General features: G+C 35.1%; 19 protein-coding genes and 2 tRNA genes. 7 read left to right on the top strand and 14 right to left on the bottom strand.

Going from position 1 to position 22,704, the window contains the following annotated elements; translation table 11 throughout:
• Nucleotides 1–85 precede the first annotated feature (85 nt).
• The 4 genes from NK356_RS07605 to NK356_RS07590 all read right to left on the bottom strand — a co-directional run bounded on the left by NK356_RS07605 (nt 86) and on the right by NK356_RS07590 (nt 6,308).
• Nucleotides 86–646, bottom strand: a complete 561-nt coding sequence (locus NK356_RS07605; protein ID WP_034692755.1) for a DUF6705 family protein — start codon at nt 644–646, stop codon at nt 86–88.
• Nucleotides 647–657: 11 nt separating this feature from the next.
• Complete coding sequence (locus NK356_RS07600) at nt 658–2,163, bottom strand: hypothetical protein (protein WP_253316624.1); 1,506 nt, start codon at nt 2,161–2,163, stop codon at nt 658–660.
• 584 nt (nt 2,164–2,747) lie between these two features.
• Nucleotides 2,748–2,824 (bottom strand) — tRNA-Asn (locus tag NK356_RS07595).
• Between the two features lie 292 nt (nt 2,825–3,116).
• Nucleotides 3,117–6,308: a S41 family peptidase gene (locus tag NK356_RS07590; protein ID WP_253316623.1), complete on the bottom strand. Its 3,192-nt coding sequence runs from the start codon at nt 6,306–6,308 to the stop codon at nt 3,117–3,119.
• A gap of 184 nt (nt 6,309–6,492) precedes the next feature.
• On the opposite strand from NK356_RS07590, the gene NK356_RS07585 reads away from it, so the two are divergent.
• Complete coding sequence (locus NK356_RS07585; RefSeq protein WP_253316622.1) at nt 6,493–6,837, top strand: hypothetical protein; 345 nt, start codon at nt 6,493–6,495, stop codon at nt 6,835–6,837.
• A 189-nt stretch (nt 6,838–7,026) separates the two neighbouring features.
• Here the strand turns inward: NK356_RS07585 and NK356_RS07580 are convergent, their stop codons facing one another.
• The 7 genes from NK356_RS07580 to NK356_RS07550 form a co-directional block, all read right to left on the bottom strand.
• Complete coding sequence (locus NK356_RS07580; RefSeq protein ID WP_253316621.1) at nt 7,027–7,473, bottom strand: hypothetical protein; 447 nt, start codon at nt 7,471–7,473, stop codon at nt 7,027–7,029.
• Nucleotides 7,474–7,494: 21 nt separating this feature from the next.
• Nucleotides 7,495–8,688, bottom strand: a complete 1,194-nt coding sequence (locus NK356_RS24250; protein WP_253316620.1) for a T6SS effector amidase Tae4 family protein — start codon at nt 8,686–8,688, stop codon at nt 7,495–7,497.
• Complete coding sequence (locus NK356_RS07570) at nt 8,685–9,149, bottom strand: hypothetical protein (protein ID WP_253316619.1); 465 nt, start codon at nt 9,147–9,149, stop codon at nt 8,685–8,687. Before NK356_RS07570 ends, NK356_RS24250 begins: the two co-directional genes overlap by 4 nt.
• Before the next feature lie 414 nt (nt 9,150–9,563).
• Nucleotides 9,564–9,737: a hypothetical protein gene (locus NK356_RS07565; RefSeq protein WP_253316618.1), complete on the bottom strand. Its 174-nt coding sequence runs from the start codon at nt 9,735–9,737 to the stop codon at nt 9,564–9,566.
• 103 nt (nt 9,738–9,840) lie between these two features.
• Nucleotides 9,841–9,914: transfer RNA gene (locus NK356_RS07560), tRNA-Asn, on the bottom strand.
• Nucleotides 9,915–9,994: 80 nt separating this feature from the next.
• A complete protein-coding gene (rseP, locus tag NK356_RS07555) occupies nt 9,995–11,485 on the bottom strand; it encodes an RIP metalloprotease RseP (protein ID WP_034692751.1) in 1,491 nt (496 codons plus the stop codon).
• Between the two features lie 114 nt (nt 11,486–11,599).
• On the bottom strand, nt 11,600–12,040 hold the full coding sequence (locus tag NK356_RS07550) for a DUF6646 family protein (RefSeq protein ID WP_047428734.1): 441 nt from the start codon (nt 12,038–12,040) through the stop codon (nt 11,600–11,602).
• A gap of 221 nt (nt 12,041–12,261) precedes the next feature.
• Between NK356_RS07550 and NK356_RS07545 the strand changes: the two genes are divergently transcribed.
• Nucleotides 12,262–13,014: a nitrilase family protein gene (locus tag NK356_RS07545; protein ID WP_253316617.1), complete on the top strand. Its 753-nt coding sequence runs from the start codon at nt 12,262–12,264 to the stop codon at nt 13,012–13,014.
• A 135-nt stretch (nt 13,015–13,149) separates the two neighbouring features.
• On the opposite strand, the gene NK356_RS07540 is transcribed toward NK356_RS07545, so the two are convergent.
• From NK356_RS07540 to NK356_RS07530, 3 genes are read right to left on the bottom strand one after another with little or no spacing between them, the layout of a single operon-like run.
• Complete coding sequence (locus NK356_RS07540; protein ID WP_034692844.1) at nt 13,150–13,449, bottom strand: co-chaperone YbbN; 300 nt, start codon at nt 13,447–13,449, stop codon at nt 13,150–13,152.
• 13 nt (nt 13,450–13,462) lie between these two features.
• A complete protein-coding gene (locus NK356_RS07535) occupies nt 13,463–13,840 on the bottom strand; it encodes a rhodanese-like domain-containing protein (RefSeq protein WP_051934222.1) in 378 nt (125 codons plus the stop codon).
• A gap of 3 nt (nt 13,841–13,843) precedes the next feature.
• Nucleotides 13,844–15,253: a rhodanese-like domain-containing protein gene (locus NK356_RS07530; RefSeq protein WP_034692745.1), complete on the bottom strand. Its 1,410-nt coding sequence runs from the start codon at nt 15,251–15,253 to the stop codon at nt 13,844–13,846.
• Nucleotides 15,254–15,595: 342 nt separating this feature from the next.
• Between NK356_RS07530 and NK356_RS07525 the strand changes: the two genes are divergently transcribed.
• From NK356_RS07525 to NK356_RS07505, 5 genes are all read left to right on the top strand, one after another.
• Nucleotides 15,596–17,122 (top strand): helicase HerA-like domain-containing protein, encoded by a 1,527-nt coding sequence (locus tag NK356_RS07525; RefSeq protein ID WP_034692741.1) that lies wholly within the window; start codon nt 15,596–15,598, stop codon nt 17,120–17,122.
• A 152-nt stretch (nt 17,123–17,274) separates the two neighbouring features.
• Nucleotides 17,275–18,498: a PolC-type DNA polymerase III gene (locus NK356_RS07520; RefSeq protein WP_079243549.1), complete on the top strand. Its 1,224-nt coding sequence runs from the start codon at nt 17,275–17,277 to the stop codon at nt 18,496–18,498.
• 260 nt (nt 18,499–18,758) lie between these two features.
• On the top strand, nt 18,759–19,961 hold the full coding sequence (gene lysA / locus NK356_RS07515; protein ID WP_253316616.1) for a diaminopimelate decarboxylase: 1,203 nt from the start codon (nt 18,759–18,761) through the stop codon (nt 19,959–19,961).
• Between the two features lie 254 nt (nt 19,962–20,215).
• Entirely contained in the window at nt 20,216–21,949 is a 1,734-nt protein-coding gene (locus tag NK356_RS07510) for a thiamine pyrophosphate-dependent enzyme (protein ID WP_253316615.1), read from the top strand.
• Nucleotides 21,950–22,085: 136 nt separating this feature from the next.
• Nucleotides 22,086–22,568 (top strand): hypothetical protein, encoded by a 483-nt coding sequence (locus tag NK356_RS07505; RefSeq protein WP_253316614.1) that lies wholly within the window; start codon nt 22,086–22,088, stop codon nt 22,566–22,568.
• The last annotated feature ends 136 nt before the right edge of the window (nt 22,569–22,704 follow it).

Below are 22,704 nucleotides of genomic sequence, written 5' to 3'. Positions count from 1 at the left end.
TAAAATTTTTTGAGCTATAAGGGCTCAAAATTTTCCAGAATAACTTTTTAACTTACACAGTTAGTGAGATACTACCATCTTTAGTCTATTGTTTTACTAAAGATATTGATTTTTTATAAGGTATAGTGGGTTGATAACTAGGTGGACATTCTCCCCAAGTAATATCGGCATCTTGCAACATAAGTATACTCATTTTATTTGGTGTTTCTGGCTTAATTCTTAAATAAACAATACCTTGTTCACCACAAGCAAATTCACTATTGCCAATAAAGTACATCATGTATGCTTTTAAATCTTTTTGAAATCCTAGGCCATTAAATTTAATCGTTGTATCATTAGTTTCGTTAAAAGAATTATAAATTATATTTCCGTTAGCATCAGTTACTTTCATTCTACCAATTAATTTATCTCTTCTTATACCTATCTCCTCATAAATGCCTTTTTTGAGCTGAATCTCATAGGTTTTTCCATTATAAGTCCCTTTCCATGTACTGATATATTTATTTAAAGAATTATTAATATCTTTTTCATAATTATAGTTTGGACAATTAGGATTTGTTAGACATTGAGCTGCTTCTTCTAAAGAAATTACTTGTGCGTTACAAGAAATAGTAAAAAAGATTAAAGTAAAAAATAAGTATTTCATAAAATTTTTTTTTAGTTTGGACAATTTGTTTCTGTTGTATCTGTTTTATCAGCATTAAGGTTAATTTCTGTGGTTGTTCCATCTGTATTCATTCTATACAAACTTACTCCTTTTAAATTCATTCTGTCATTTATGAATTGAAGAAAGCCTAACTCTAGTTGTTTCTGTTTACCTATTCTACTTCTCATAAATTCAAAATAAGATTTTTTTAAAGCTATAGCATCAGCATCGGTGAAAGTTTTAATCTGATATTCGTTACCAGTAAAACGAATTTGATAATTTACCGAACTTGAAACCATTACAGCATAAACTTCTCCTAAATCATTGAAGTTATCTTTTGCATTTTTTATCATATCCATAAAATAACTTACATCAGCAGGAGAAAATATTTTTATACCATATCTTGTAGCATCTGCCCCTTCTGTAGTATCATAATATGTAAAATCATCTACATGCGTATGCATATACCCTTTAATATTTTTATTTTCTGGTAAACTAGCATTAGGAAGTCCTAATGAATTACTAGTCTCATTAGCAGTGGCATTGTCTTTATATTCGTAATTACCATCGTTTCTTTGTATAAATCCAGTTTCCATTTTTAAACCCGTATTAGATTCTAACACATTCATTTTACCATAAAAGTCAACATTTCTTCTTTGAACCTTTATTTTTCCACAAGGAGTGTTTCTTGGAAGCGGTAGCGTTGGTATTGTAGGAGTTCCTTCGTTTGGTCCACTTCCTAAACCTCCTCCGTCACCAGAACCTGTTCCACCTCCTGGTGCGCCGTCATCTCCTAAGGCTGTACTTGCTGTACAAACTAATGCAACTGTAGTAATGTGTAGAGGAGGATAACCTCCATCAGCATTCTGCCAATTACATCCACCCCATGTGCTTTCGTTACCTGAATGATGCTCGCCTGTATAGCAGGAAAAAACCATATCTACCGTTTGGTAAGAGCAGGATTCGGAACCTCCCATACTTCTATTAGAAATCACACCTCCATAAGTTCCTTTTGTTAGTTCAATAGCTGTACCTTTGCCAGCTGTTTTCACAAATTTTCCAGCAAGTAAATCTTTTTTTTCCTCTGATGTAAAATTGTAAGTTACTAAAAGTTCTTTATAAGTTCCGTCAGGTAGCGAAGATAATACCAAATTTTCTAATGGTGCATTTTCAGAAGCATTTTCTCTAACTAGATTAAATGTGTAGGTATGGAAAGTGGGTCCAACCTCAATGTAAGTTACATTATCTGTGTCAATGGAAACACCATTTGCATAATCAACTGATTTGCCAGATGAGTTGGTTTTGATTTCTTGTAAATTGCCTTGTGCTTTTTGTAATTCAGTTTTAAGAATTAATTTGTGTTTGCTTTGTTCTAAACTAATTGTTTTAGATGTTGGTTTGAATTGACTACTGTTGTTGTAGGTTTCTTGTTCTGATGTTAGTTCATTCCTACAGGAATATAACAAGACCATAATAGTTACCAAAGAGAGTAACCTCACAATAAATTTGTTTTTCATTTATGTGTAAAAATTTAAAAGTTATTTAGTTTTCTTGGCGGCAAAGATATAAATTCAATAATTAAGTCCTAATAAAGTGGAAATATCTTTTTATTTGTTCTTTACTACTTTGATGCAAATGTATACCTATAAAGCGACAAAACGTGTCGTATTATATTTTAAGTTGTGTATTTTTTCATTTTGGTTGGATTTATTTTTACTCAATTAGTGGGTTTAAATTGGTTTGTGTTTATAGAATATATAGAGATTACTATACAGCTTTTTTAGATAGTTTTTTTTTGTTTTGTGCGGTCTTGGAATGTGTTTTTGTTTTTATCAGTGGTTATTTGTGGGTTTTAGTTCTATTTCTACCTGTGTTTGATATAAGTGAGAGTTTTGACAGTGTTAGATAGTATTTTCAGGCTGTTTATTAAAACTTGTTGGTGTTTTATAGCTTGGAAGTTTTAAATTGAAATTTTGGACTTTGTGCAAGGGTTATGCAAATCGGGTGTGGAAAAAGATATTAAAAATGCTGAATTTTTATGCAAATTTTGTGCAAATAAAAAAGAGTTACAATAATTAAATATCGTAACTCCTTGATAATGTGGCTCCTCCTGCTGGGCTCGAACCAGCGACCCTCTGATTAACAGTCAGATGCTCTAACCAACTGAGCTAAGGAGGAATTTCCTTTGTTTTAAGTGGTGCAAATATAATAGGAATATCCGTACCAAGCAAGTTTTATCCTTTATTCTTGATGATTTTTGACTAAATGTGTTGAAATTCAATAAGAAATATTTTGTCTTTTTAAATTGATTCCAGAAATATTCTTAGAAATATAGAAGCCAAAATGGTTTAATTAGAATAATAACTTACATCTTCAGGGTTTTTAGCTTTAATCTGGTTCTGAAATAACGGTGAAAATAACCGCTATTTCAGCATCAGATATATTTGTCTGCAGTTTTACAGGACTCTATTTATTTCTTTAAATCTTTAAGAATTTCCTGAACAGCTCTTTCCAGTTGTGGATCATTGTTCTGAAGACGGTCCATAAAGGTATTTTTAACATAAATATCAGGTTTTACACCTGTTTTTTCCAGGTTCTGCCCGTCTAATGTGTAAGTTCCCCATGAAGGAAGTCTATAAGAAGATCCGTCTACCAACCCTTTTGCTGAAGTGAAAATAATCCATCGATAAGTATCCTGACCGATAATTTTACCCAGCTTTAGAGCTTTGAACCCGGCTGCTGTCATTTCAGCATCACTTAATGAAGCTTCGTTGATCAGAAGAACAATAGGTTTTCCGGAAGGAGCGAAGTTCGGTTGTGTGGTTATTTTTCCTTCACGGTATTTCCATTGCAGATAAGGTCTCTGAGAAAGGAAATTCAATACTTTATCATGAACATTTCCACCTGTGTTGTAGCGTAAATCGAGAATAACAGCGTCCTTTCTGTTCTCCTGTTCTACCATATCCAGAAGGAATCGGTCCAGTTCATCAGTAGACATGTTTTTCATGCAAGAGTAGGCAATACGGTTGTTGCTAAGCTTGTCTACACGCTGATGATTGTTATAGATCCAATCATCGTAAAGCAACCCTTTTAATTCCCCATTAGAAATCGGATGTACTTTGGTTGTTACAGTTTTACCATCACGGTTGAAGGTAAGAACAAGTTCATCCTGTTTTTTAGGGCTTGTGAAATAGGTTTCGATATTTTCGTTTTGATCAATCTTTTTTCCGTTTACAGAAGTCAGTTGATCTCCGGGTTTGATGTCAACTCCTGAACGGTAAGCGGGAGATTTTCTTACAATGCTTTCTACCGTGTAAGGCTGGTCTTTTTTGAAGATAATTCCGGTTTCGTTGGTGAAATAGTTCAGGAATACAGTTTCCTCTTTTCCAGTAGATGAAAATCCGGTATGTGAAGAATTAAGCTCACCCAGAAGATCATTCAATAAAATTCGCAGATCATTTCTGTTATTTACATACGGAAGATACTTTGCATACTGCTCCTTTTTGGCTTTCCAGTCGATACCATGGAATTTTTCGTCGTAGAAGTTTTCTTCCACACCTGTCCATGCTTCAGCATACATCTGAGTAAATTCTGATGCCAGATCTTTATCAAAGCTATATTGGATATTGATTTTCTCAGGCTTTAATGCAGCAACAGTTGTTTTGTAGATATTACCTTCTATCAGAGCGAATAGGTTTTTCTCATTTTTGGTTAAATAATAAGCTGCTTTATCAAATACTTTTTCAGATTTGGCAGGCTCAAAATCGGTGAAAACCTTTTTGTATAGTTGTCTTTTTCCATTATCCTGATTAGAATTAAATAATAGAATCTCTTTTTTATCATCGGCAAAAACGGTCGGATCATCCTGATATCCATATCGGTCGGTTACCAGTTCAATTCTGTCCAGGGTATCTTCAGGATTTACTTTCAGCTCTTTGATTACCGGTTCTTTTTCTTCTTTTTTCTCTTTGTCCTCTTTATCCTTGTCTTCCCCTTTTTTGTCCTTCTTATCTTTATCCTTTTCTTTATCCGAAGATTTTGTTTCCTTCTTTTCTTCAGTGAAAAGACTGTCGAATTTTTCAGATTTAAAAGGTTCATCAAACCAATCCAGAGCCATGCGGTAAATGTTAGATTTCTGCATGCCTAGAGGGTAAGACGGATTGGTTCTGTCACTTGCGAAATAAATATACTTGCCGTTTGGAGACCACACAGGATCTTCCTCTGAAACTCCAGTGTTGGTAAGGTTTAAAGTCTGTGCTTTTTTGATATTATAGATGAAAATATCGAGTTCGAAGTTTCTTTTTGCAGAAAATAATACATATTCATTGTTTGGCGAGAAAGAAGGTCTTGAGTTTTGGAATGCCCAGATTTCATCTTTTACAATGGTAGTGGATTTTAAACTTTTTAAATCCAATAATCTTACTTCATCTCTTCCGCTTAAGTAAACGGCTTTTGAAAGGTCGTTGTTCAGGGTGATGCTGCGGTTATTTCGTAAATCTTCCGTTAATTGCTTTGGCTGTCCTTTTCCGTCTGCCTGAATCGTAAACCAGTTTTGATATCCGTTATAAGTCTGATTGTAAAGTAAAGTACGGTTGTCTTTCAGCCATTTTACTTCCATAGCACGTTCTTTACCGTCAGAAACCTGCTGGGCAAACTTTCCTTCAATGTCAGAAACGAATATGATACCACGGCTTATGAATGCCATTTTTTTACCGTCCGGAGATACATCATAATAGGAAATATTATTTTCCACATTGAAATTCTGAGCTTTTTCCAGGGTTTTATTGGTATTCAGACTGATGTTGAGTAGAGTTGTTTTTTTTGAGGCTACATCATAAGTATAAAGCTGATAATCCTTTTCAAAAATAACTTTGGATCCGTCGGCTGAAACAAAAGGTTTTTTAATAGAAGTATCAAATTGCGTTAAAGCAGTTTTTTTACCATTTTCAATTTTATAAAGATTGTATTCTCCATTGTTCTCATCAGAAATAAAATAGATAATACCATTTTTATCTACACTTGGATTGAAATCTTTTCCTTCATAGTTGGTGTACTGTTTGAAAGAATTGCTTTTTGGATTGTATCCGAGAATATCAGGATTATTTTCTCCCTTATAACGTTTTCTCTGTACCTGATGGGCGCTTTCAGATGAGCTTGTGAAAAGATATTCTCCTGCAGGAGTTTCCACAAGTCCATTGGTATAGTTAAAGTAATTATTGAAAAGTTTTTCTGGAGTTTTTCCTTCAATTGTGGTTTTAAAACTTCCGAAATTATTATTTCTGGTGGAAGTAAAATAAATCGTTTTACTGTCCCATGCCCAACTTTCCATTTCGTCTCTTCCGGTATGGAAAGTCAGCTGCTTGATGGTTCCGCCTCCTGCGGGCATTAGATAAACATCATAATTTCCGTATTGGTTAGAACTGAATGCAAGCCATTTCCCATCCGGAGAAAGTCGGGGGTTGATTTCTTCTCCATCCAGTGCGGTAATTCTTGAAGCATTTCCTCCATTGGAATCTGCTTTCCAGATGTCACCGTCATAAGAGAAGTAAGCTGTTTTTCCATCAGGACTCAATGAAGGACTTGATAAAAAATAAGACTTTTCCTGCGCCGAAATTCCTATAATAGAAAATGCTGTGAATAACGAAATAATAGTTTTCTTCATGGTACAATTGGGTATTTATTCAATACTATATATTGGTTTTTATTATTCTTTGCCGTTGTAGAGCGTATTGTGAGGATTTTCTCGATCCGTATTACTCTAAAAAGAATAGTCGGATTATTAACGAAATAGTTACAGGTAAAATGCTTTAAAAGCTGAAGTTTTTACAGCTATTATAACATTTGTTTTGTCTTCAATACCAGCTTATAAATTTATAGATAGTGTTTGGGAATCATTATTATTTATGCTTTCTTTAGCAACAGCTCTTTCAGTTTTTGTTACTTTAATACTATTTTCTACTCGAGATTTATATAAAATATGGTATGCCTATATACCTGTTGGTGTTTTGGGGGCGTTATCTTTTTTTGGATATCTTAATTTAACACAGTTTGAAAAACAAAAATTAATTGTCAATAAGAATTTGAAAAAGAATATTGATTCAATTTCTGCGAAAAAAGTAGATTCAATTATTAATTATAAGATGAAAGAAAAAACAATTTCTCCAACGGTTATAAATCGGCCTGTAAGATAATTTGATATAGTTTTCTGGTAATAGGGGTCATTATTTTTTTTTAAAAGTTGTCGATATCTGTATAATCAAATTTTTGATAATATTTCTAAAATAAAAATGATTGGCTTTACCTGTCGGTGGTATAACCAATCATTTTTTTATTTAGCTTAAAGACTTTTATATTATCTTAAAAGAAATTGGTAATTAATCTTATGGAATAGTTTCTATAGAAGATATTTTTAAATTTCCATTTTCTTTTTTTAATGTAACTATAGCAGATGCTCCTTCAAATTCTGTTTTTTTATTGGGATTGACTGTTGAATATGATAAAACAAAATTAGTTCCTTGTTTAGTAAAAGTTGAATGAGAATTTTGCAATAATTTATAATCTAGTAACTTGATTACTTCTTGAAGATTATTTTGGACGAATTTTTTGTTTTCTATTATGTATTGATTATCATATCCATTTTCAATCTCACAAATACTGCACTGAATATTATTTGCAAATAAAGAATTTAGTGTTTCATCCTTTTTTAAATATAAAGAATCTAATTTTTTAATCAGTTGAATTGCTTCTTTCTTTTCCTCTAAATAATTTTCTTGAGATTGCACTCCACAAGAAGTCAGGATGATAAGAATAAAAAATATCTTTTTCATTTTTTTATTTTTAAATTAACTTTAAGGTTTAAATTCCCAAATTCTGATTGATTTAATCCCGCCAGGAACATTAGTAGCATTTGCACCCCCAGGTATATGTCCATTTTGGATTAAATCAACATGCCCTGTATATCCAGCAGTAGTTGAATTATTATTAACAATAACATATATTCCAGTTTTACCTTCCAAAAACTTTGCCACTTTATCAGGATTATTAGCATCTGTACCTTCTAATATATGAGTTGGATTTCCAAATATTTTTGACATAAAATCTCCTGCCGTTTTTGCTTGTAAATAATAATATCTTGGTTGTCCATTTTCACGTGCCCCCTGTCTGCTAAGTGAATTATTGGGTATATAAAATCCTAATCTGTTCATAGCTAATGAAAATCTTACTGTACATGCGTTTCTATATGGACCAGTATCCTGACCTGAACTATTATATAAATATTCAAGATTACCACCCACCATAGGGTAGATTTGAGAAGCTGGCATTTGCTTGAAGTAACCTGGATAGCCTGGATAATCCAATTTTGGAAAAGCTCCAACAAATTGAGAGTATGTTGGCATTTGCTTATTTTGGTAGTTTATGGTATTAAGAACATCATCAAGATTATCAATAGGTTCTCCGTCAGCTCCTTCGGACTTGGTTAAAAACCAGTTCTCAAATTGACGCCAAGAAATGGTTGGATTATTTTGTTTGAATTGTAATGCCCATGTAATAAATTCTTCAACTTCCACACTTCCATAGTTAACATCATAGTAAGTTTTAAAACCGTCATAAAACTCAGTATTTGCAGTATCATTAATAATAGCCTTCAAATCTACTGGAAGTTTTTTAACGTAAAAAAAGAATCTGCTAAGAGTTGGAATTGTGGGAGTTTCTGTATTATTTCCACCTCCCAAACCACCTCCATCACCAGAACCAGTTCCACCTCCTGGTGCACCATCATCTCCCAAGGCCGTACTTGCTGTACAAACTAATGCAACTGTAGTAATATGTAGAGGGGGATAGCCTCCATCGGCATTTTGCCAATTACAGCCACCCCAAGTACTTTCATTACCCGAATGATGCTCGCCTGTATAGCAGGAAAAAACCATATCTACCGTTTGGTAAGAACATGATTCGGCACCTCCCATACTTCTATTAGAAATCACCCCACCATAAGTCCCTTTTGCAAGTTCAATAGCTGTAGTTTTACCAGCTGTTTTCACTCCTTTTCCTGCAAGTAAATCTTTTTTTCCTGCGAAGTGAAATTATAAGTCACTAAAAGCTCTTTGTAACTTCCGTCAGGTAATGAAGATAATACCAAATTTTCTAATTGTGCATTTTCAGAAGCATTTTCTCTAACTAGATTAAATGTGTAGGTATGGAAAGTGGGTCCATATTCAATGTAAGTTACATTGTCTGTGTCAATCGAAACTCCATTAGCAAAATCAACTGATTTGCCTGATATGTTGGTTTTGATTTCTGTTAGATTGTCTTGTGCTTTTTGTAATTCAGTTTTAAGAACTAATTTGTGTTTGCTTTGTTCTAGACGAATTGTTTTAGATATTGGTCTGAATTGACTACTGTTGTTGGTTTCTTGTTCTGGTGTTAGTTCATTTCTACAGGAATATAACAAGACCATAATAGTTACTAATGTGAGTAACTTCGCAATAAATTTGTTTTTCATTTATGTGTAAAATTTAAAAGTTATTTAGTTTTCTTGGCGGCAAATATATAAAAATCATTAAATCATTTAATATGGGAAATCATATTTTGTTTGATTGATAATACAAATATATACTGTCAAAGCGACAAAACTTGACGCATTATATATAGATGTAGATTTTGTATGGGATTTAATCTATGTATCATCTAAAATCATGTATTCCTCATCTTTTGACAGTTGGTCTGGAGTATTGAAAATTCCTGTTACTATTGTAGATTCTTTTCCCGAAGTATTTATCTTTCACCTTAAGACCGCAAATGAGTGCTTTATGGCTGTTTTATACTTGTTTTTAGACAGTTTATTTGTACTGTTTAAGTTGATTTTTGCGGTGTCTATGGGTCTTATACAGTTTGTTGTTGGTCTTGTTTGTTTTTATCACAAATCCGAACCCTCAATCATGAGTTCGCTACACATCATGCCATTTGTAGACAAATCTATTTTAGTTCCGAAAGTTGTAATCTGATACAATGTAGCTGCTGGTGTTGTAGTCGGGTCATACGTCCCACTCAAAATAATCTTTCCGTTATTGTCAGTACTTGGTATATTCAAATTGGGGATATATGAAAATATACTAAAGTGTTCAATTGCAAACACCGTCAAATTGCTCATAGTAAGGCATAAAAAAAGACCTACATTTCTGTAAGTCTTTTTGCTCCTCCTGCTGGGCTCGAACCAGCGACCCTCTGATTAACAGTCAGATGCTCTAACCAACTGAGCTAAGGAGGAATGTCCTTTGTTTTAAGTGGTGCAAATATAGGACGAATATTTATACCCTACAAATATTTTTAAGAGAAATTTTAAAAAATTTATAATTTACCCATAAATACTTTGAAGATGTCGCTTCCAAAGATCAGTAACATCAATCCTAACAGGAAGATAACTCCAATCATCTGTGCGTTTTCCAAAACTTTCTGCGGAACAGGTTTCCCTACAATAATTTCATATAAAGTAAATAAAACGTGTCCACCATCAAGTCCCGGAATAGGAATAAGGTTCAGGAATGCCAACCATACGGAGAACATTGCTGTAAAGCTCCAGAAAGCAACCCAGTTGATCTTAACGCTTCCATCCGCATCTTTATCCACAGGCATATTCTTTACAATAGCAATAGGACCTCCAACGTTCTTATAACCCTGAACTTTAGAGTTGAACATAATTTTGAACTGCTTAACCTGAGTTGTTAATGCTTCAATAGTTCTTGTAAATCCTCTTGGAATAGCCTCACCGAAAGAATATTTTTTATTCGTTACAATATTTTTAGCGATGCTTTTTGTGTCAATTGCGATACCTAATTTTCCGTTTTTATCTACAGAAACTGCCGGTAATGTTTGTAGAGCTCCGTTTCTTTCAACGTCTACAGAAATTGTTTTTCCTTTATTTTCACTTAAAAGAGCGCTTACTTCATCAAAGAATGCTGCTTTCTTACCATTGATTCCTACAATTTTATCACCTTTTGCTAGACCAGATGCCTGAGAAGAAGGAGTCGCTAATGAATCAACAACCATAGAAACTCTTGGGGTGATATATAGTCTTGCTTCTTTCTGTTTAAGAACATCTGCTACACCATCTGCATTCACCGGGAAAGTAACTTCCTGCCCGTTTCTGTTTACGGTAACATGATCTCCTAATAGAATATTGATTGAAGTATTTTCAAGTCTTTCCGCAGGTTTTCCGTCTACGCTGATGATTTTGTCACCATTCTGGAATCCCATTTTCTTTCCTGCTGAAGTCGCTTCAATACCGTTGTTGAATTTTGTGATATCCGTATACGTTTCTCCGTTAAAGAAAGAAAGACAGCTGTAGATTAACCATGCAAGGAAAAAGTTAACTGTAACTCCTCCCAACATAATGATCAGCCTCTGCCAAGCCGGTTTTGATCTGAATTCCCATGGTTCTGCCGGTTTTTTCATTTGGGCAGTATCCATACTTTCATCCACCATTCCGGCAATTTTTACATACCCTCCAAAAGGAAGCCATCCGATACCGTATTTCGTTTGCTCTGGGTGTTTTCTCCAGTCGTTATCCGGAAGTTTTGATATATCGATAGGAACTTCTTCCTTCTTTCCGTTCACTTCTATTACTTCAGAATCCGGTAAGTTTTTTGATAAAAATTTATACTGCCATTTTCCGTTGATTTTCTTCATGGAGAATATGGAGAAATAAGGATCAAAAAACAGGAAAAACTTCTCTGCTCTGGTCTTAAACCATATTGCCGGTAAGAAATGCCCAAGTTCATGAAGAAGCACAAGTATAGAGATGCTCAGAATGAACTGAAAAAGTTTAATTGCTATTTCCATTAATAAATTTTAGATTTTAATTTGCAAAGGTAACAATTATCAAAACTATGCCAAATAAAAAAGCTCCCCGAAACAAGAAGCTTTGTCATATTTAAAGACGATTTGATGATAAGATTATAAATTGAAAGAAACACCAAGGCTGCCATTATTACCAACCTCTGCAAAGACTCCAATTTTCTCTGTGAAGAAATAACGGGCTCCGATGTGAGCTCCCACTCCAAAGTCTCTCCCAAGAACTCCAAGGTCTACTCCAGGGTAGATATCCCATTTGGAGGGCAAGTTTAAAGCTTCCTGTAAGTGAAAGTTCAATCTTCCGAAAACAAAAACACGATTATCTTTATCGTTGTTTTTATAATTGTCGAAGTAGCCATTAATCCCGGCTCCTACAGAAATAAGTTTGTTGAGTCCATAGTCGTAAGTTCCCGTGATTCCGGTTCCATATCCCCATGCGCTCAGTCCCAGTTGTATTTTCTGATCTCCCTTTCCTGTCCAGGCCTGAGCATTAGCCATAGCACCAAAAAAGAAGATCGCCACCATAAAAAACAATTTCTTCATAAATTTTTAATTTTAAGGGTAATAATAAAAAATATCTCTATCAAAAATGAAACCGAAAGAATGGGAGTCGTATAAAAATGATTGACTTTAATAAATTATTAAGAAATAGTACCCTGTTTTTGCGTGAAAAACCATCTTTTCAACCATTTAATTCTCCTTTTGTAAAGATAAAAGCTGTATTTTTATACTTCACATTTGGAATAATTTAAAAAGAATAAAAGATGAAAGTTGTAGGGCTTAATTTAGATATCATCTGGAAAAATAAAACTGAGAATTTTGCACATATAGAAAGTGAACTACTGAATGTAGAGGCAGATCTGTTTCTTCTTCCTGAAATGTTTTCAACAGGTTTCTGTATGGATGCTTCTGAAGTTTCGGACAGAAATAATGAATCACTGGAGTTTTTGAAAAAGATCTCGAAAGAGAAAAATGCAGCGTTTTGCGGAAGTGCTCCGGTAGAACAAAACGGAAAATTTTATAACAGAATGTTTTTTATAAAGCCGGATGGTGAAACATCTTTTTATGATAAAAGACACCTGTTCTCTTTTTCCGGAGAAGATAAAGTGTACACACCAGGAAAAGAAAGAGTAATTGTTGAATATAAAGGAATACGTTTCCTGCTTCAGGTATGTTATGATCTTCGTTTTCCTGTCTTTGCAAGGAATAATGATGATTATGATGCCCTTTTATATGTTGCCAACTGGCCTGAGAAAAGAGTAGGAGCATGGGAACACTTGCTAAAAGCCAGAGCTATTGAAAACTTATCTTTTGTATTTGGTTTAAATAGAATCGGGACCGATGGAAATGATTTGTTTTATCAGGAAAGTTCTCACTGCTTCTTTGGGGATGGAAAAGAAATTTCTCAGAAACAGGGAAGTCTTGTAACTGCAGAACTCTATATGGAAGAATTGAACGATTTTAGAAAGCATTTCCAGTTTTTGAATGATAGAGATTCCTTTTCTATTGAATTTTAAGATTTTCCCACAGATTTCGCAGATCTTCACAGATTTTTAATTTCTATATAAAGAAAAATAAGCATAATTATCTGTGGAAATCTGTGCGATCTGCGGGAATTATAAAAAGCAAAAAAACTGTGAAAAATCACAGTTTTAAGCGTATTCTTGTAAAAGTTGTGTGAGGGTATTCACATCATGAACACCACTTTCCTTCCATAGCATTTCTCCTTTTTTGAAAATCGCCAGTGTAGGGACTCCACGAACACCATACTGAGCTGCCAGTGCAGGATATTGATCTACATCTACCTTTATAATTCTGGCTCCTTCGCCAATATTTTCCTTTACTGTATTTAATACCGAAGACTGTACTTTACAAGGCTGACACCATGTTGCGAAAAAATCGATAAGTACTGGTCTTTCGGAATCTATGATTTCCTGAAATTTTTGTGACATAGTTTTGGTTTTATTAGTTTGCTTTTTTGTTTGTTTCATCCTGGATCGCTTTTACATTCTTCCAGGTTGTTCCATCATAAGCTTCCACACCATTTTTCTTCAGAATTTCCATGGCCTGATCTGCCTGGATTCCTTTATTGCAAAACACAACAACTTTTTTTCCTTTTAGAGTTTCTATATTGTTTTGAATCTCTGCTAATGGAATATTGATAGCATTTTTTGCTGTTCCTGCAGCATATTGCTCCGGAATTCTGACATCTACTAATGTTACATCAGGGCTGTTAACCACTTCTTTGATGTTGGCTGTAGGAACTGTAGCTGTAGGGTTTGTCTTACAGGCACTTAATGTAAATGCTAATGCTAAAAATAATCCGAAAAACTGAATTTTCATGTCTTACAAGGTCTTAGATTGACATACAAAATCTGTAGTTGGAAGTTTTTCCGTTTTTTTGATTCCGTTAAAACCACCTTCTATTTCAGTAAAATTTCTGATTCCGTGTGAGTTAAGGATGCTTGCGGCAATCATGCTTCTGTATCCGCCGGCGCAGTGCAGGAAGAAGTGTTCAGAATCATCAATGGTACGTGCCCAGTCGCTGATGGTATCCAATGGTTTGTTGTAAGCGTTGTCAATGTGTTCTGCAGAGTATTCAGTCAGTTTTCTTACATCAATTACAGTAGCGTCTGCTGTAAACTGCTCTGCAAATTCAGACGGAGTAATTCTTTTAACTTCGTCAATTTCCTTACCAGCTTTTTTCCATGCTTCAAAACTTCCTTTCAGGTAACCAATCACATTGTCAAAGCCTACTCGGCTCAGTCTTGTAATCACTTCCTCTTCAGTTCCTTCATCAGTAACTAATAATAAAGGATGCTTTACATCTACAATAAGGGTTCCTACCCATGGGGCAAAATCTCCTTTCAGTCCTATATTGATAGAGTTGGGAACAAATCCTTTATGGAAGTCCGCAGCTCCTCTTGTATCTAAAATTAATGCTCCTGTTTCCTCTGCCAGTGCTTCAAAATCTTCAGGTGCAACAGGCTGTAAGCCTTTGTTCATCACAACGTCCAGGCTTTCATAGCCACCTTTATTTAAAGCAACATTCATCCCGAAATATTTTGGAGGAGCGGTTAAGCCATCAAGAACTTCTCTGATAAAAGAAGCTTTATCCGGTTGATTAAGAGCGTAGTTTGTTCTTTTTTGGTTCCCTAAAATGTCTACCGTTTCCTTCTGCATATTCTTCCCACACGCAGATCCTGCTCCATGAGCTGGATAAACTGTGATGCTGTCATCCAACGGCATAATTTTGTTCTGAAGACTGTCGTAAAGGATTCCTGCAAGGTCTTCCTGAGTAAGGTTAGTCGCCTTCTGTGCAAGATCCGGTCTTCCTACATCTCCTAAAAACAGGGTATCACCTGTGAAAATTGCAGTTTCAACACCATTTTCATCGATTAAAAGGTAAGTACTGCTTTCCATCGTATGTCCAGGAGTATGCATAACCTTTATTTTCACTTTTCCGATCTCAAAAACCTGATTGTCTTCAGCAATGATGGCATCAAATTCAGGAGCAGCAGTAGGTCCGTATACAATAGGAGCACCTGTTTTTTTGCTTAAATCCAAATGTCCTGATACAAAATCTGCATGGAAGTGAGTTTCAAAAATATATTTTAAAGTGACATTGTCTTTTTCCAGACGATCCAGATAAGGTTTTACTTCTCTTAGAGGATCAATAATGACAGCTTCATTCTCTGATACAATATAATAGGCACCCTGAGCCAGACAGCCCGTATATATTTGTTCAATTTTCATTGGGGTCTTTTTTTAATGAGTTAAAGATACAAAGTATTAGATAAATTCTAAATGAAATGTTAAATCCCATTGATAGTTTCTTTCAATACTTTGTTAAACGTGTGTTTAGTATGTTGTTTTTAAGCAAAAAGAATGCCTTACATAATGTCAATTGGCGAATGCTGTTTTATATCATGTTTAGTTCTTATACGCTTCCTGATATGAAAAAAAATAATCGTGGTTTAAGATTTGATTATCAAAGGGCAAATTTATTTTCGAAAGGAATAGAGAGAAGTTCTTCTGAAAATATCTTTACATATTTTACAAAAAATTTTATATTTATAAGTTTAAAAAAGCAATCAAATGGCAGACAAAACACAATTTATTGAAGAACTTAACACGAGATACACTCCAAAAGGAGAGCATATAATATTAGGAAAAGGAATGTTGGACGGAGAAGTAGTTACAGAAGTGAACGTAACTATACCTCTGAAAACCATAAACCGTCACGGTCTTATTGCCGGAGCTACCGGAACCGGTAAAACAAAAACATTACAGGTGTTTGCAGAACAGCTTTCTCATGCAGGAATTCCCTCTTTGGTTCTGGATATTAAAGGAGACTTTTCCGGGATTGCAGAAGCGGGACAGATGAATCCTATCATTGAAGAAAGGTATGGCAAAACACAGCTTCCTTATAATCCACAAGGCTTTCCGGTAGAACTCATGAGCATTTCCGGAGGAAAAGGTGTAAAATTGAGAGCTACGGTTACAGAATTCGGGCCTGTTTTATTAAGCAAAATCCTTGAATTGAATGATACACAGCAAAGTATTATGTCCATTGTCTTCAAATACTGTGATGATAAAGGACTTCCATTGATTGATCTTAACGATTTAAAAAAAGTACTTCAGTATGTGACGGATAATGCACAAGGAAAAGCCGAGCTTGCAGCCAATTACGGATCTATTGCCCCAGCGTCTCTCGGAGCTATTTTAAGATCTATTGTGGCCCTGGAGCAACAGGGAGCAGCAGGATTTTTCGGTGAATTAAGCTTTGATGTTCATGACTTACTGGAAACAAGAGACGGAAAAGGAGTCGTTAATATTTTAAGAGTAGCAGATATCCAGAACAAACCACAGCTTTTCTCCACGTTTATGCTTTCTCTTTTTGCAGAAATTTATATGACATTTCCGGAAGAAGGAGATAGCGGAAAGCCGAAATTGGTGTTATTCATTGATGAAGCCCACCTGATTTTTGATGAAGCTTCCAAAGCGCTTCTTTCACAAATTGAAACAATGGTAAAACTGATCCGTTCCAAAGGAGTTGGGATCTATTTTATTACACAGATTCCTGGTGATGTCCCTGAAAATGTCCTTTCCCAATTAGGGTTGAAAATACAGCATGCACTGAGAGGATTTACTGCGAAAGATAAAAAAGAAATTACCAAAGCCGTTGAAAATTATCCTACCACAGAATACTATAATGCTTCCAGTCTGATCCAGAATTTAGGAATTGGAGAAGCATTTGTTACAGCTCTTGATGAAAAAGGAATTCCAACCCCATTGGTACATACTTATCTGATCTCTCCGGAATCAAGAATGGATGTTTTGAATGACGCAGAAATTTCTGATCTGACTTCAAGATCAGCACTTGTGGCGAAATATGAGCAGGCAATTGACAGAGAATCTGCTTACGAAATGCTTACTAACAGGATGGAACAGGCTGCACAAAACCCGTCACCTACACAAAAGACAAAACCGGTAAAAGAAGAGCCCGGAATGTTTGAACAGGTATTACAGAGTAAAGCTGGCCGTACTTTTACCTCTACATTAATGAGAGAAGGAGCAAAAGCCATTCTGGGAATGTTCGGTTTGGGAGGCAGAAGAAGATAATTTTGAAAGACAACCTGCTGTATTTTGATATATTTTTTGTTATTTTAGCAGGTTATCTTTACTTAACAAAGAAAAGTAAGACCGTATTTTATTGGGGAATAAGAGATCGGTTTTAAATATTAAACTAGAAAAACAGCAGTTAACACACATTCATGTATTCAATTATAGATATAGAAAGTAATGGTGCAGGTTATAGAAATGAATGCATTATAGATATCGCCATTTACAGATATGACGGTCAGAAAATTATAGACCAGTTTATATCTCTGGTAAACCCTGAAGGTGATATTACCCCTTTTGTACAAAAACTGACCAGTATTACCCCGAAAATGGTCAAAACTGCTCCGAAATTTCATGAAATTGCCAAAAGAGTGATAGAAATTACTCAAAATACAACTTTGGTAGGTCATAATATTGATTTTGATTACAGGATGCTTCGCCAGTCATTCAAAAGGCTTGGTTATGATTTTAAAATCAACACTTTAGATACAATTCCGTTAGCGAAAAAACTGATTCCTGATGAGGTAAGTTATTCGTTGGGAAAACTGGTGAAATCATTGGGTATTCCTTTGACGAATCATCACAGAGCAGAAGGCGATGCAAGAGCTACCTTAGAACTTTTCAAACTTCTGATTTCAAAGGATACAGAAAATGAAATCATTCAGAAGCAGCACGATGAGTCTAATGCCAAAACGTATATCAATAAGATCAAAGAACTGACCCAGGATCTTCCTAATGATAAAGGATTTGTATACTTTCAGGATGAAGCTGGTCGTATCATGTTCTCTGATTATGTTCAGGATATCAACAAATTTTCCAAAAAGGTTTTCAATTCCAAATCAAAAAAATGGGAACAGATTCAGAAAGATGTTGAGCAGATTAATTTTGAGCTTACCGGAACAGATATTATTGCCAAATTGATCCTGAATTCCAAGAATATTAAAAAGAAAGAAGTTTTACCTTTCGGATTATATTTCAGGAATAATAAATATGTGGTTGAGAAAAATAAACTCAATAAAACTGAGAAACCGGTCTTGAAATTCAGATCATTTACTCAGGGGACAAAAGCTGTTCAGTTCATTGGTTCTCAGGAAGAATTTAAAGATTTTTCTGTCCTGAAACAAAAAATTGAATTCAGAAAAAGGAATGAACTTTGGCTGGGGCCTGGAAGAAAATTAGGAGAGAAATTATTTTTAATCATAGAAAACGGGAAGGTGGTTTCCTTTGGATTCTATGAGCTGTTTACGCAGATTCAGACACTGAGTAAGCTGGCTAAGTTGAAAATTGATCTTCCGCTATCTTCCACAGATCTGAATAACGAATTGCAGTTGGCGCTGCTTCGTGGGGATTTTGAGACATTACCGTTACCGAAGTAAAAGAGTGTCTATATGTTACAAGTTATCTTCTGAACACAATACTTGTAAAATCAATTTTTAAAAAGTAAAAAATAAATAGTATTTTTGCAAAAAATAAATACAAGCAATGCAAAATTTTAAACAAAATAAAACTGGAAAAAAGGGAGCTGTAAAGTTCTCTAAGGTTTGGAATATTTAAAAGAGTTGTCTTGCATAAAAAATAATCAATGTGGCAGGCTCTTTTCTGAAGAATCTGCCTTTTTTTATGTTAAAATGAAATTATGAATTCAAAAGAATTATTAAAGATTGCCAATGAGTTTGGCACACCAGTGTATGTTTATGATGCGGAGTCCATCAAAGTTCAATACGAAAAACTTACCTCTTCATTTTTAAAACATACGAAGTTCTTCTACGCTGCAAAGGCTTTGACAAATATCAATATTCTTAAGTATGTCAAGAACCTGGGGGCATCTTTGGATTGTGTATCTATTAACGAGGTTAAACTGGGATTAAAGGCAGGATTTTCGAAAGAAAAGATATTGTTTACTCCCAATTGTGTTGATCTGGCTGAAATAGAAGAAGCAATGACTTTTGGAGTTCATATTAACATTGATAACATTTCTATTCTTGAGCAATTCGGGAATAAATACGGAAACACCTATCCTATTTTAGTAAGAATCAATCCGCATATTTTTGCTGGCGGTAACTATAAGATTTCAACAGGGCATATCGACAGTAAATTCGGTATTTCCATTCACCAGGTTCGTCACATCGAAAGAGTGATGAAAAGTACCAACCTGAATGTTGAAGGACTTCACATGCATACAGGAAGCGAAATTAAAGATCCTGATGTATTCCTTCAGGCCTTGGAGATCATGCTGGAACTTTCTGAGCATTTCCCGAACCTGAAATATCTGGATATGGGAAGTGGTTTCAAAATCCCTTACCAGGACAGTGAAGAAGAAACTGATGTGAGAACATTAGGTAAAAAAGTAGAAAAAGTAATTTCTGAATTTTCAAAATCTACAGGGAAAAAATTTGAATTATGGTTTGAACCCGGGAAATTCTTAGTTGGGAAAAGCGGATATTTATTGGTGAAAGCTAATGTAATCAAGCAGACAACTGCTACCGTTTTTGTAGGAGTGAATTCAGGATTTAATCATTTGATCCGTCCGATGTTCTACGATTCTTATCACATGATTGAGAACCTGTCTAATCCGAAAGGAGCAGAAAGAATTTACACGGTAGTAGGAAACATCTGTGAAACCGATACATTCGCATGGGACAGAAAACTGAATGAAGTAAGAGAAGGAGATATCCTTGCTTTCCACAATGCAGGAGCATATGGTTTTGAAATGAGTTCAAACTTCAACTCAAGATTAAAGCCTGCTGAAGTTATGTTCTTAGATGGAAAAGCTCATTTGATCCGTAAAAGAGATGAGTTTGAAGATTTGTTGAGAAATCAGATAGAAGTAGTGATGTAAAATCCGAAACATATCATATAAACAGCCACCTTTTTTGGGTGGCTGTTTTGTTTTGCTGGAGACCTAAACCTCACAGGTTTTCAAAACCTGTGAGGTTTAAATAGAAAAAGAATTCAAAATTAAATTACAAGTTTTTAACATTGAATGAGAGATGGAGTCTCAACTTTATTAGCTAAATTTGATAGAAATAGGAAGATTATTATCCTTTTCAAGTACTATTTTCACCCAAAAACAACCACCAAAACAGAGTAATTATGGCAAAAAACATCGCAGAGCAGATTGTTGAAATGCTCGAAAATGCCAATGTGAAAAGAATTTATGCAGTAACCGGCGATAGTCTCAACCATTTGAATATTGCGGTCAAAAAAAGCAGTATTCAGTGGATTCATGTAAGGCATGAAGAAGTAGGAGCTTATGCTGCTGCTGCAGAAGCTGAGCTTGATGGTTTGGCAGTGTGTGCCGGAAGCTGTGGCCCTGGGCATGTCCATCTGATTAACGGAGTTTATGAAGCGCATCGTTCTCATGTCCCCATGTTGGTGATTGCTTCCACGATTCCAAGCGACGAAATGGGAATGGACTACTTTCAGGAAACCAATACGATAAAACTGTTTGACGACTGTAGTTACTATAATCAAATGATTACCCGGCCAGAGCAGGTACAAAGAACGGTACAGACTGCTATTCAACATGCAATTTCCAAAAAAGGAGTTGCGGTGATAGGACTTCCGGGAGACGTTTCTGAACTGGATGCTGAAGAAGGCTCTACCTCCACTCAAATCTTTAAAACCAATCCTGTGATAAGACCATCTGATAATGAACTAAAAAGCTTATCGGGACTTATAAATAAAAGCAAAAAGGTAACACTGTATTGTGGAATAGGAGCAGCTGAAGCCCGTGATGAGGTGATTGCTTTGTCTAATCTGTTAAAAGCGCCCGTAGGATATTCATTTAGGGGAAAAATGGCTATCCAACCCAATAATCCTAATGAAGTAGGACTTACAGGATTGTTAGGATTTCCTTCGGCGTATCACGCCATGCACGAAGCTGATCTCGTCATTCTTCTGGGGACGGATTTTCCCTATCAGAAATTCATGCCTGTAAAGAATAAAATTGTCCAGATTGATGAAAGTCCTGAAAGATTAGGAAGAAGAGCAAAATTAGAGTTAGGACTTGCTGGAGATGTCAAAGAAACCATTAAAGCACTACTGCCCTTACTGGAAGAAAAAACAGATGTTCATTTCCTGAACGAGCAGCTGGCATTTTATGATAAAGTGAAAGAAAACCAGTTGGAGTATGTTAAAGATTCTGGAAAAGAGAATGCTATTCAGCCGGAATATGTGGCGCACACGTTGGATAAACTTGCTAAGCATGACGCGATTTTTACGGTTGATACCGGAATGTGCTGTGTTTGGGGAGCAAGATTTATTACAGGAACAGGCGAAAGGAAAATGCTGGGTTCATTCAATCACGGATCAATGGCGAACGCAATGCCAATGGCTATCGGAGCAGCTTTAGCTCATCCTGGGAAACAGGTGATTGCCATGTGTGGAGACGGAGGATTATCTATGCTGTTAGGAGATATGGCTACTATTTTTCAGTATAAGCTTCCTGTGAAACTAATTGTTTTCAACAACAGAACGTTGGGAATGGTAAAACTGGAAATGGAAGTTGGCGGAATGCCGGATAATGAAACAGATATGATTAACCCGGATTTTGCAATGGTTGCACACGCTATGGGCTATCCGGGAAAAAACGTTCATCTTCCGGAAGATGTAGAAAGTGCTATCAAAGAATGTCTGGATCACAACGGACCTTATCTTCTGAATATTTTCACCAATCCTAATGCGCTGGCTCTTCCTCCTAAGATTGAATTTGACCAGATTATGGGAATGACCAAGTCTATGGCTCAGTTGATGCTTGGTGGTAAAATGGATGAGGTTTTTGAAACTGTAAAAAGTAATTATAAACACATTAAGGGTCTGCTATAAGATTAAGAAGCAATGAATTCAAAACTTGCTTTGAATTCATAATATTTAAATTCTAAAACTTCATGCTTTGCGTGAAGTTTTGTTTTTTATAAATAAGCTAAATATTTACCTTTGTTTATTATTTGTAAACAAAATTATGAGAACAATACTTTTATTTTTGGCTTTATGTGCAGTTAATTTTTCGTTTGCACAGGATCAGGAAGAGCGGGATGATTCTTTTATCAGGGAGAGTAATAAAAATGTTCTGAAAATAGACATCAAAGAACCTTTTATGCAGGTGGCTGTAAAATGTAATGATTTTAAACCTGCGGCCTATGAAGGAGGTGTTGCGGCTTATAAAGAAATCCTAAACAAATATATGTATGCATACCTGAATTCTGATTTCTATGCTCTTACAGGTGATTTTACATTTACCTTAGTGCTTGATGCTAAAGGAAAAGTAGTAGATGTGAAAGGAATGCCCAAAGTACAGAACAGTGAAGTTTTTTTTGATGATATGCAATATGTAGTAAGAAGAATAAAGAAAAACTGGACTCCGGCCTCTTGTGGCGGACAGCCTGTAGCTTCACAGATTAAAGTTAAAATGAACTTCTCTTCAATGTCTGTGGATATCGATTAGATATAAAGGTTTTCTTTTCAAAATTTAAATGCAGGGAGATATTTATTAAAGGGATAAAATAAGCTCTGGAAAAAATAAAAATCAAATGGAAACCATTATCCAAAAAAGGAGTTTCAGTTGATTGTACAACAATAAA

Source organism: Chryseobacterium sp. S0630, assembly GCF_024158915.1.
In the GTDB taxonomy this organism is placed as follows: Bacteria; Bacteroidota; Bacteroidia; order Flavobacteriales; family Weeksellaceae; genus Chryseobacterium.
The sequence above is the reverse complement of the archived record's forward strand: the minus strand, read 5'-3'. Positions and strand labels throughout refer to the sequence as shown.

Bases quoted from the DNA above. Each gene is read 5' to 3' on its own strand.
- NK356_RS07505 (WP_253316614.1), top strand. From the start codon at position 22,086: ATGAGAACAATACTTTTATTTTTGGCTTTATGTGCAGTTAATTTTTCG.
- NK356_RS07510 (WP_253316615.1), top strand. From the start codon at position 20,216: ATGGCAAAAAACATCGCAGAGCAGATTGTTGAAATGCTCGAAAATGCC.
- NK356_RS07545 (WP_253316617.1), top strand. From the start codon at position 12,262: ATGAAAGTTGTAGGGCTTAATTTAGATATCATCTGGAAAAATAAAACT.
- NK356_RS07520 (WP_079243549.1), top strand. From the start codon at position 17,275: ATGTATTCAATTATAGATATAGAAAGTAATGGTGCAGGTTATAGAAAT.
- NK356_RS07535 (WP_051934222.1), bottom strand. From the start codon at position 13,840: ATGAAAATTCAGTTTTTCGGATTATTTTTAGCATTAGCATTTACATTA.
- rseP (WP_034692751.1), bottom strand. From the start codon at position 11,485: ATGGAAATAGCAATTAAACTTTTTCAGTTCATTCTGAGCATCTCTATA.
- NK356_RS07605 (WP_034692755.1), bottom strand. From the start codon at position 646: ATGAAATACTTATTTTTTACTTTAATCTTTTTTACTATTTCTTGTAAC.
- NK356_RS07525 (WP_034692741.1), top strand. From the start codon at position 15,596: ATGGCAGACAAAACACAATTTATTGAAGAACTTAACACGAGATACACT.
- NK356_RS07580 (WP_253316621.1), bottom strand. From the start codon at position 7,473: ATGAAAAAGATATTTTTTATTCTTATCATCCTGACTTCTTGTGGAGTG.
- NK356_RS07570 (WP_253316619.1), bottom strand. From the start codon at position 9,149: ATGAAAAACAAATTTATTGCGAAGTTACTCACATTAGTAACTATTATG.
- NK356_RS07590 (WP_253316623.1), bottom strand. From the start codon at position 6,308: ATGAAGAAAACTATTATTTCGTTATTCACAGCATTTTCTATTATAGGA.
- NK356_RS07550 (WP_047428734.1), bottom strand. From the start codon at position 12,040: ATGAAGAAATTGTTTTTTATGGTGGCGATCTTCTTTTTTGGTGCTATG.
- NK356_RS07530 (WP_034692745.1), bottom strand. From the start codon at position 15,253: ATGAAAATTGAACAAATATATACGGGCTGTCTGGCTCAGGGTGCCTAT.
- NK356_RS07540 (WP_034692844.1), bottom strand. From the start codon at position 13,449: ATGTCACAAAAATTTCAGGAAATCATAGATTCCGAAAGACCAGTACTT.
- NK356_RS07600 (WP_253316624.1), bottom strand. From the start codon at position 2,163: ATGAAAAACAAATTTATTGTGAGGTTACTCTCTTTGGTAACTATTATG.
- lysA (WP_253316616.1), top strand. From the start codon at position 18,759: ATGAATTCAAAAGAATTATTAAAGATTGCCAATGAGTTTGGCACACCA.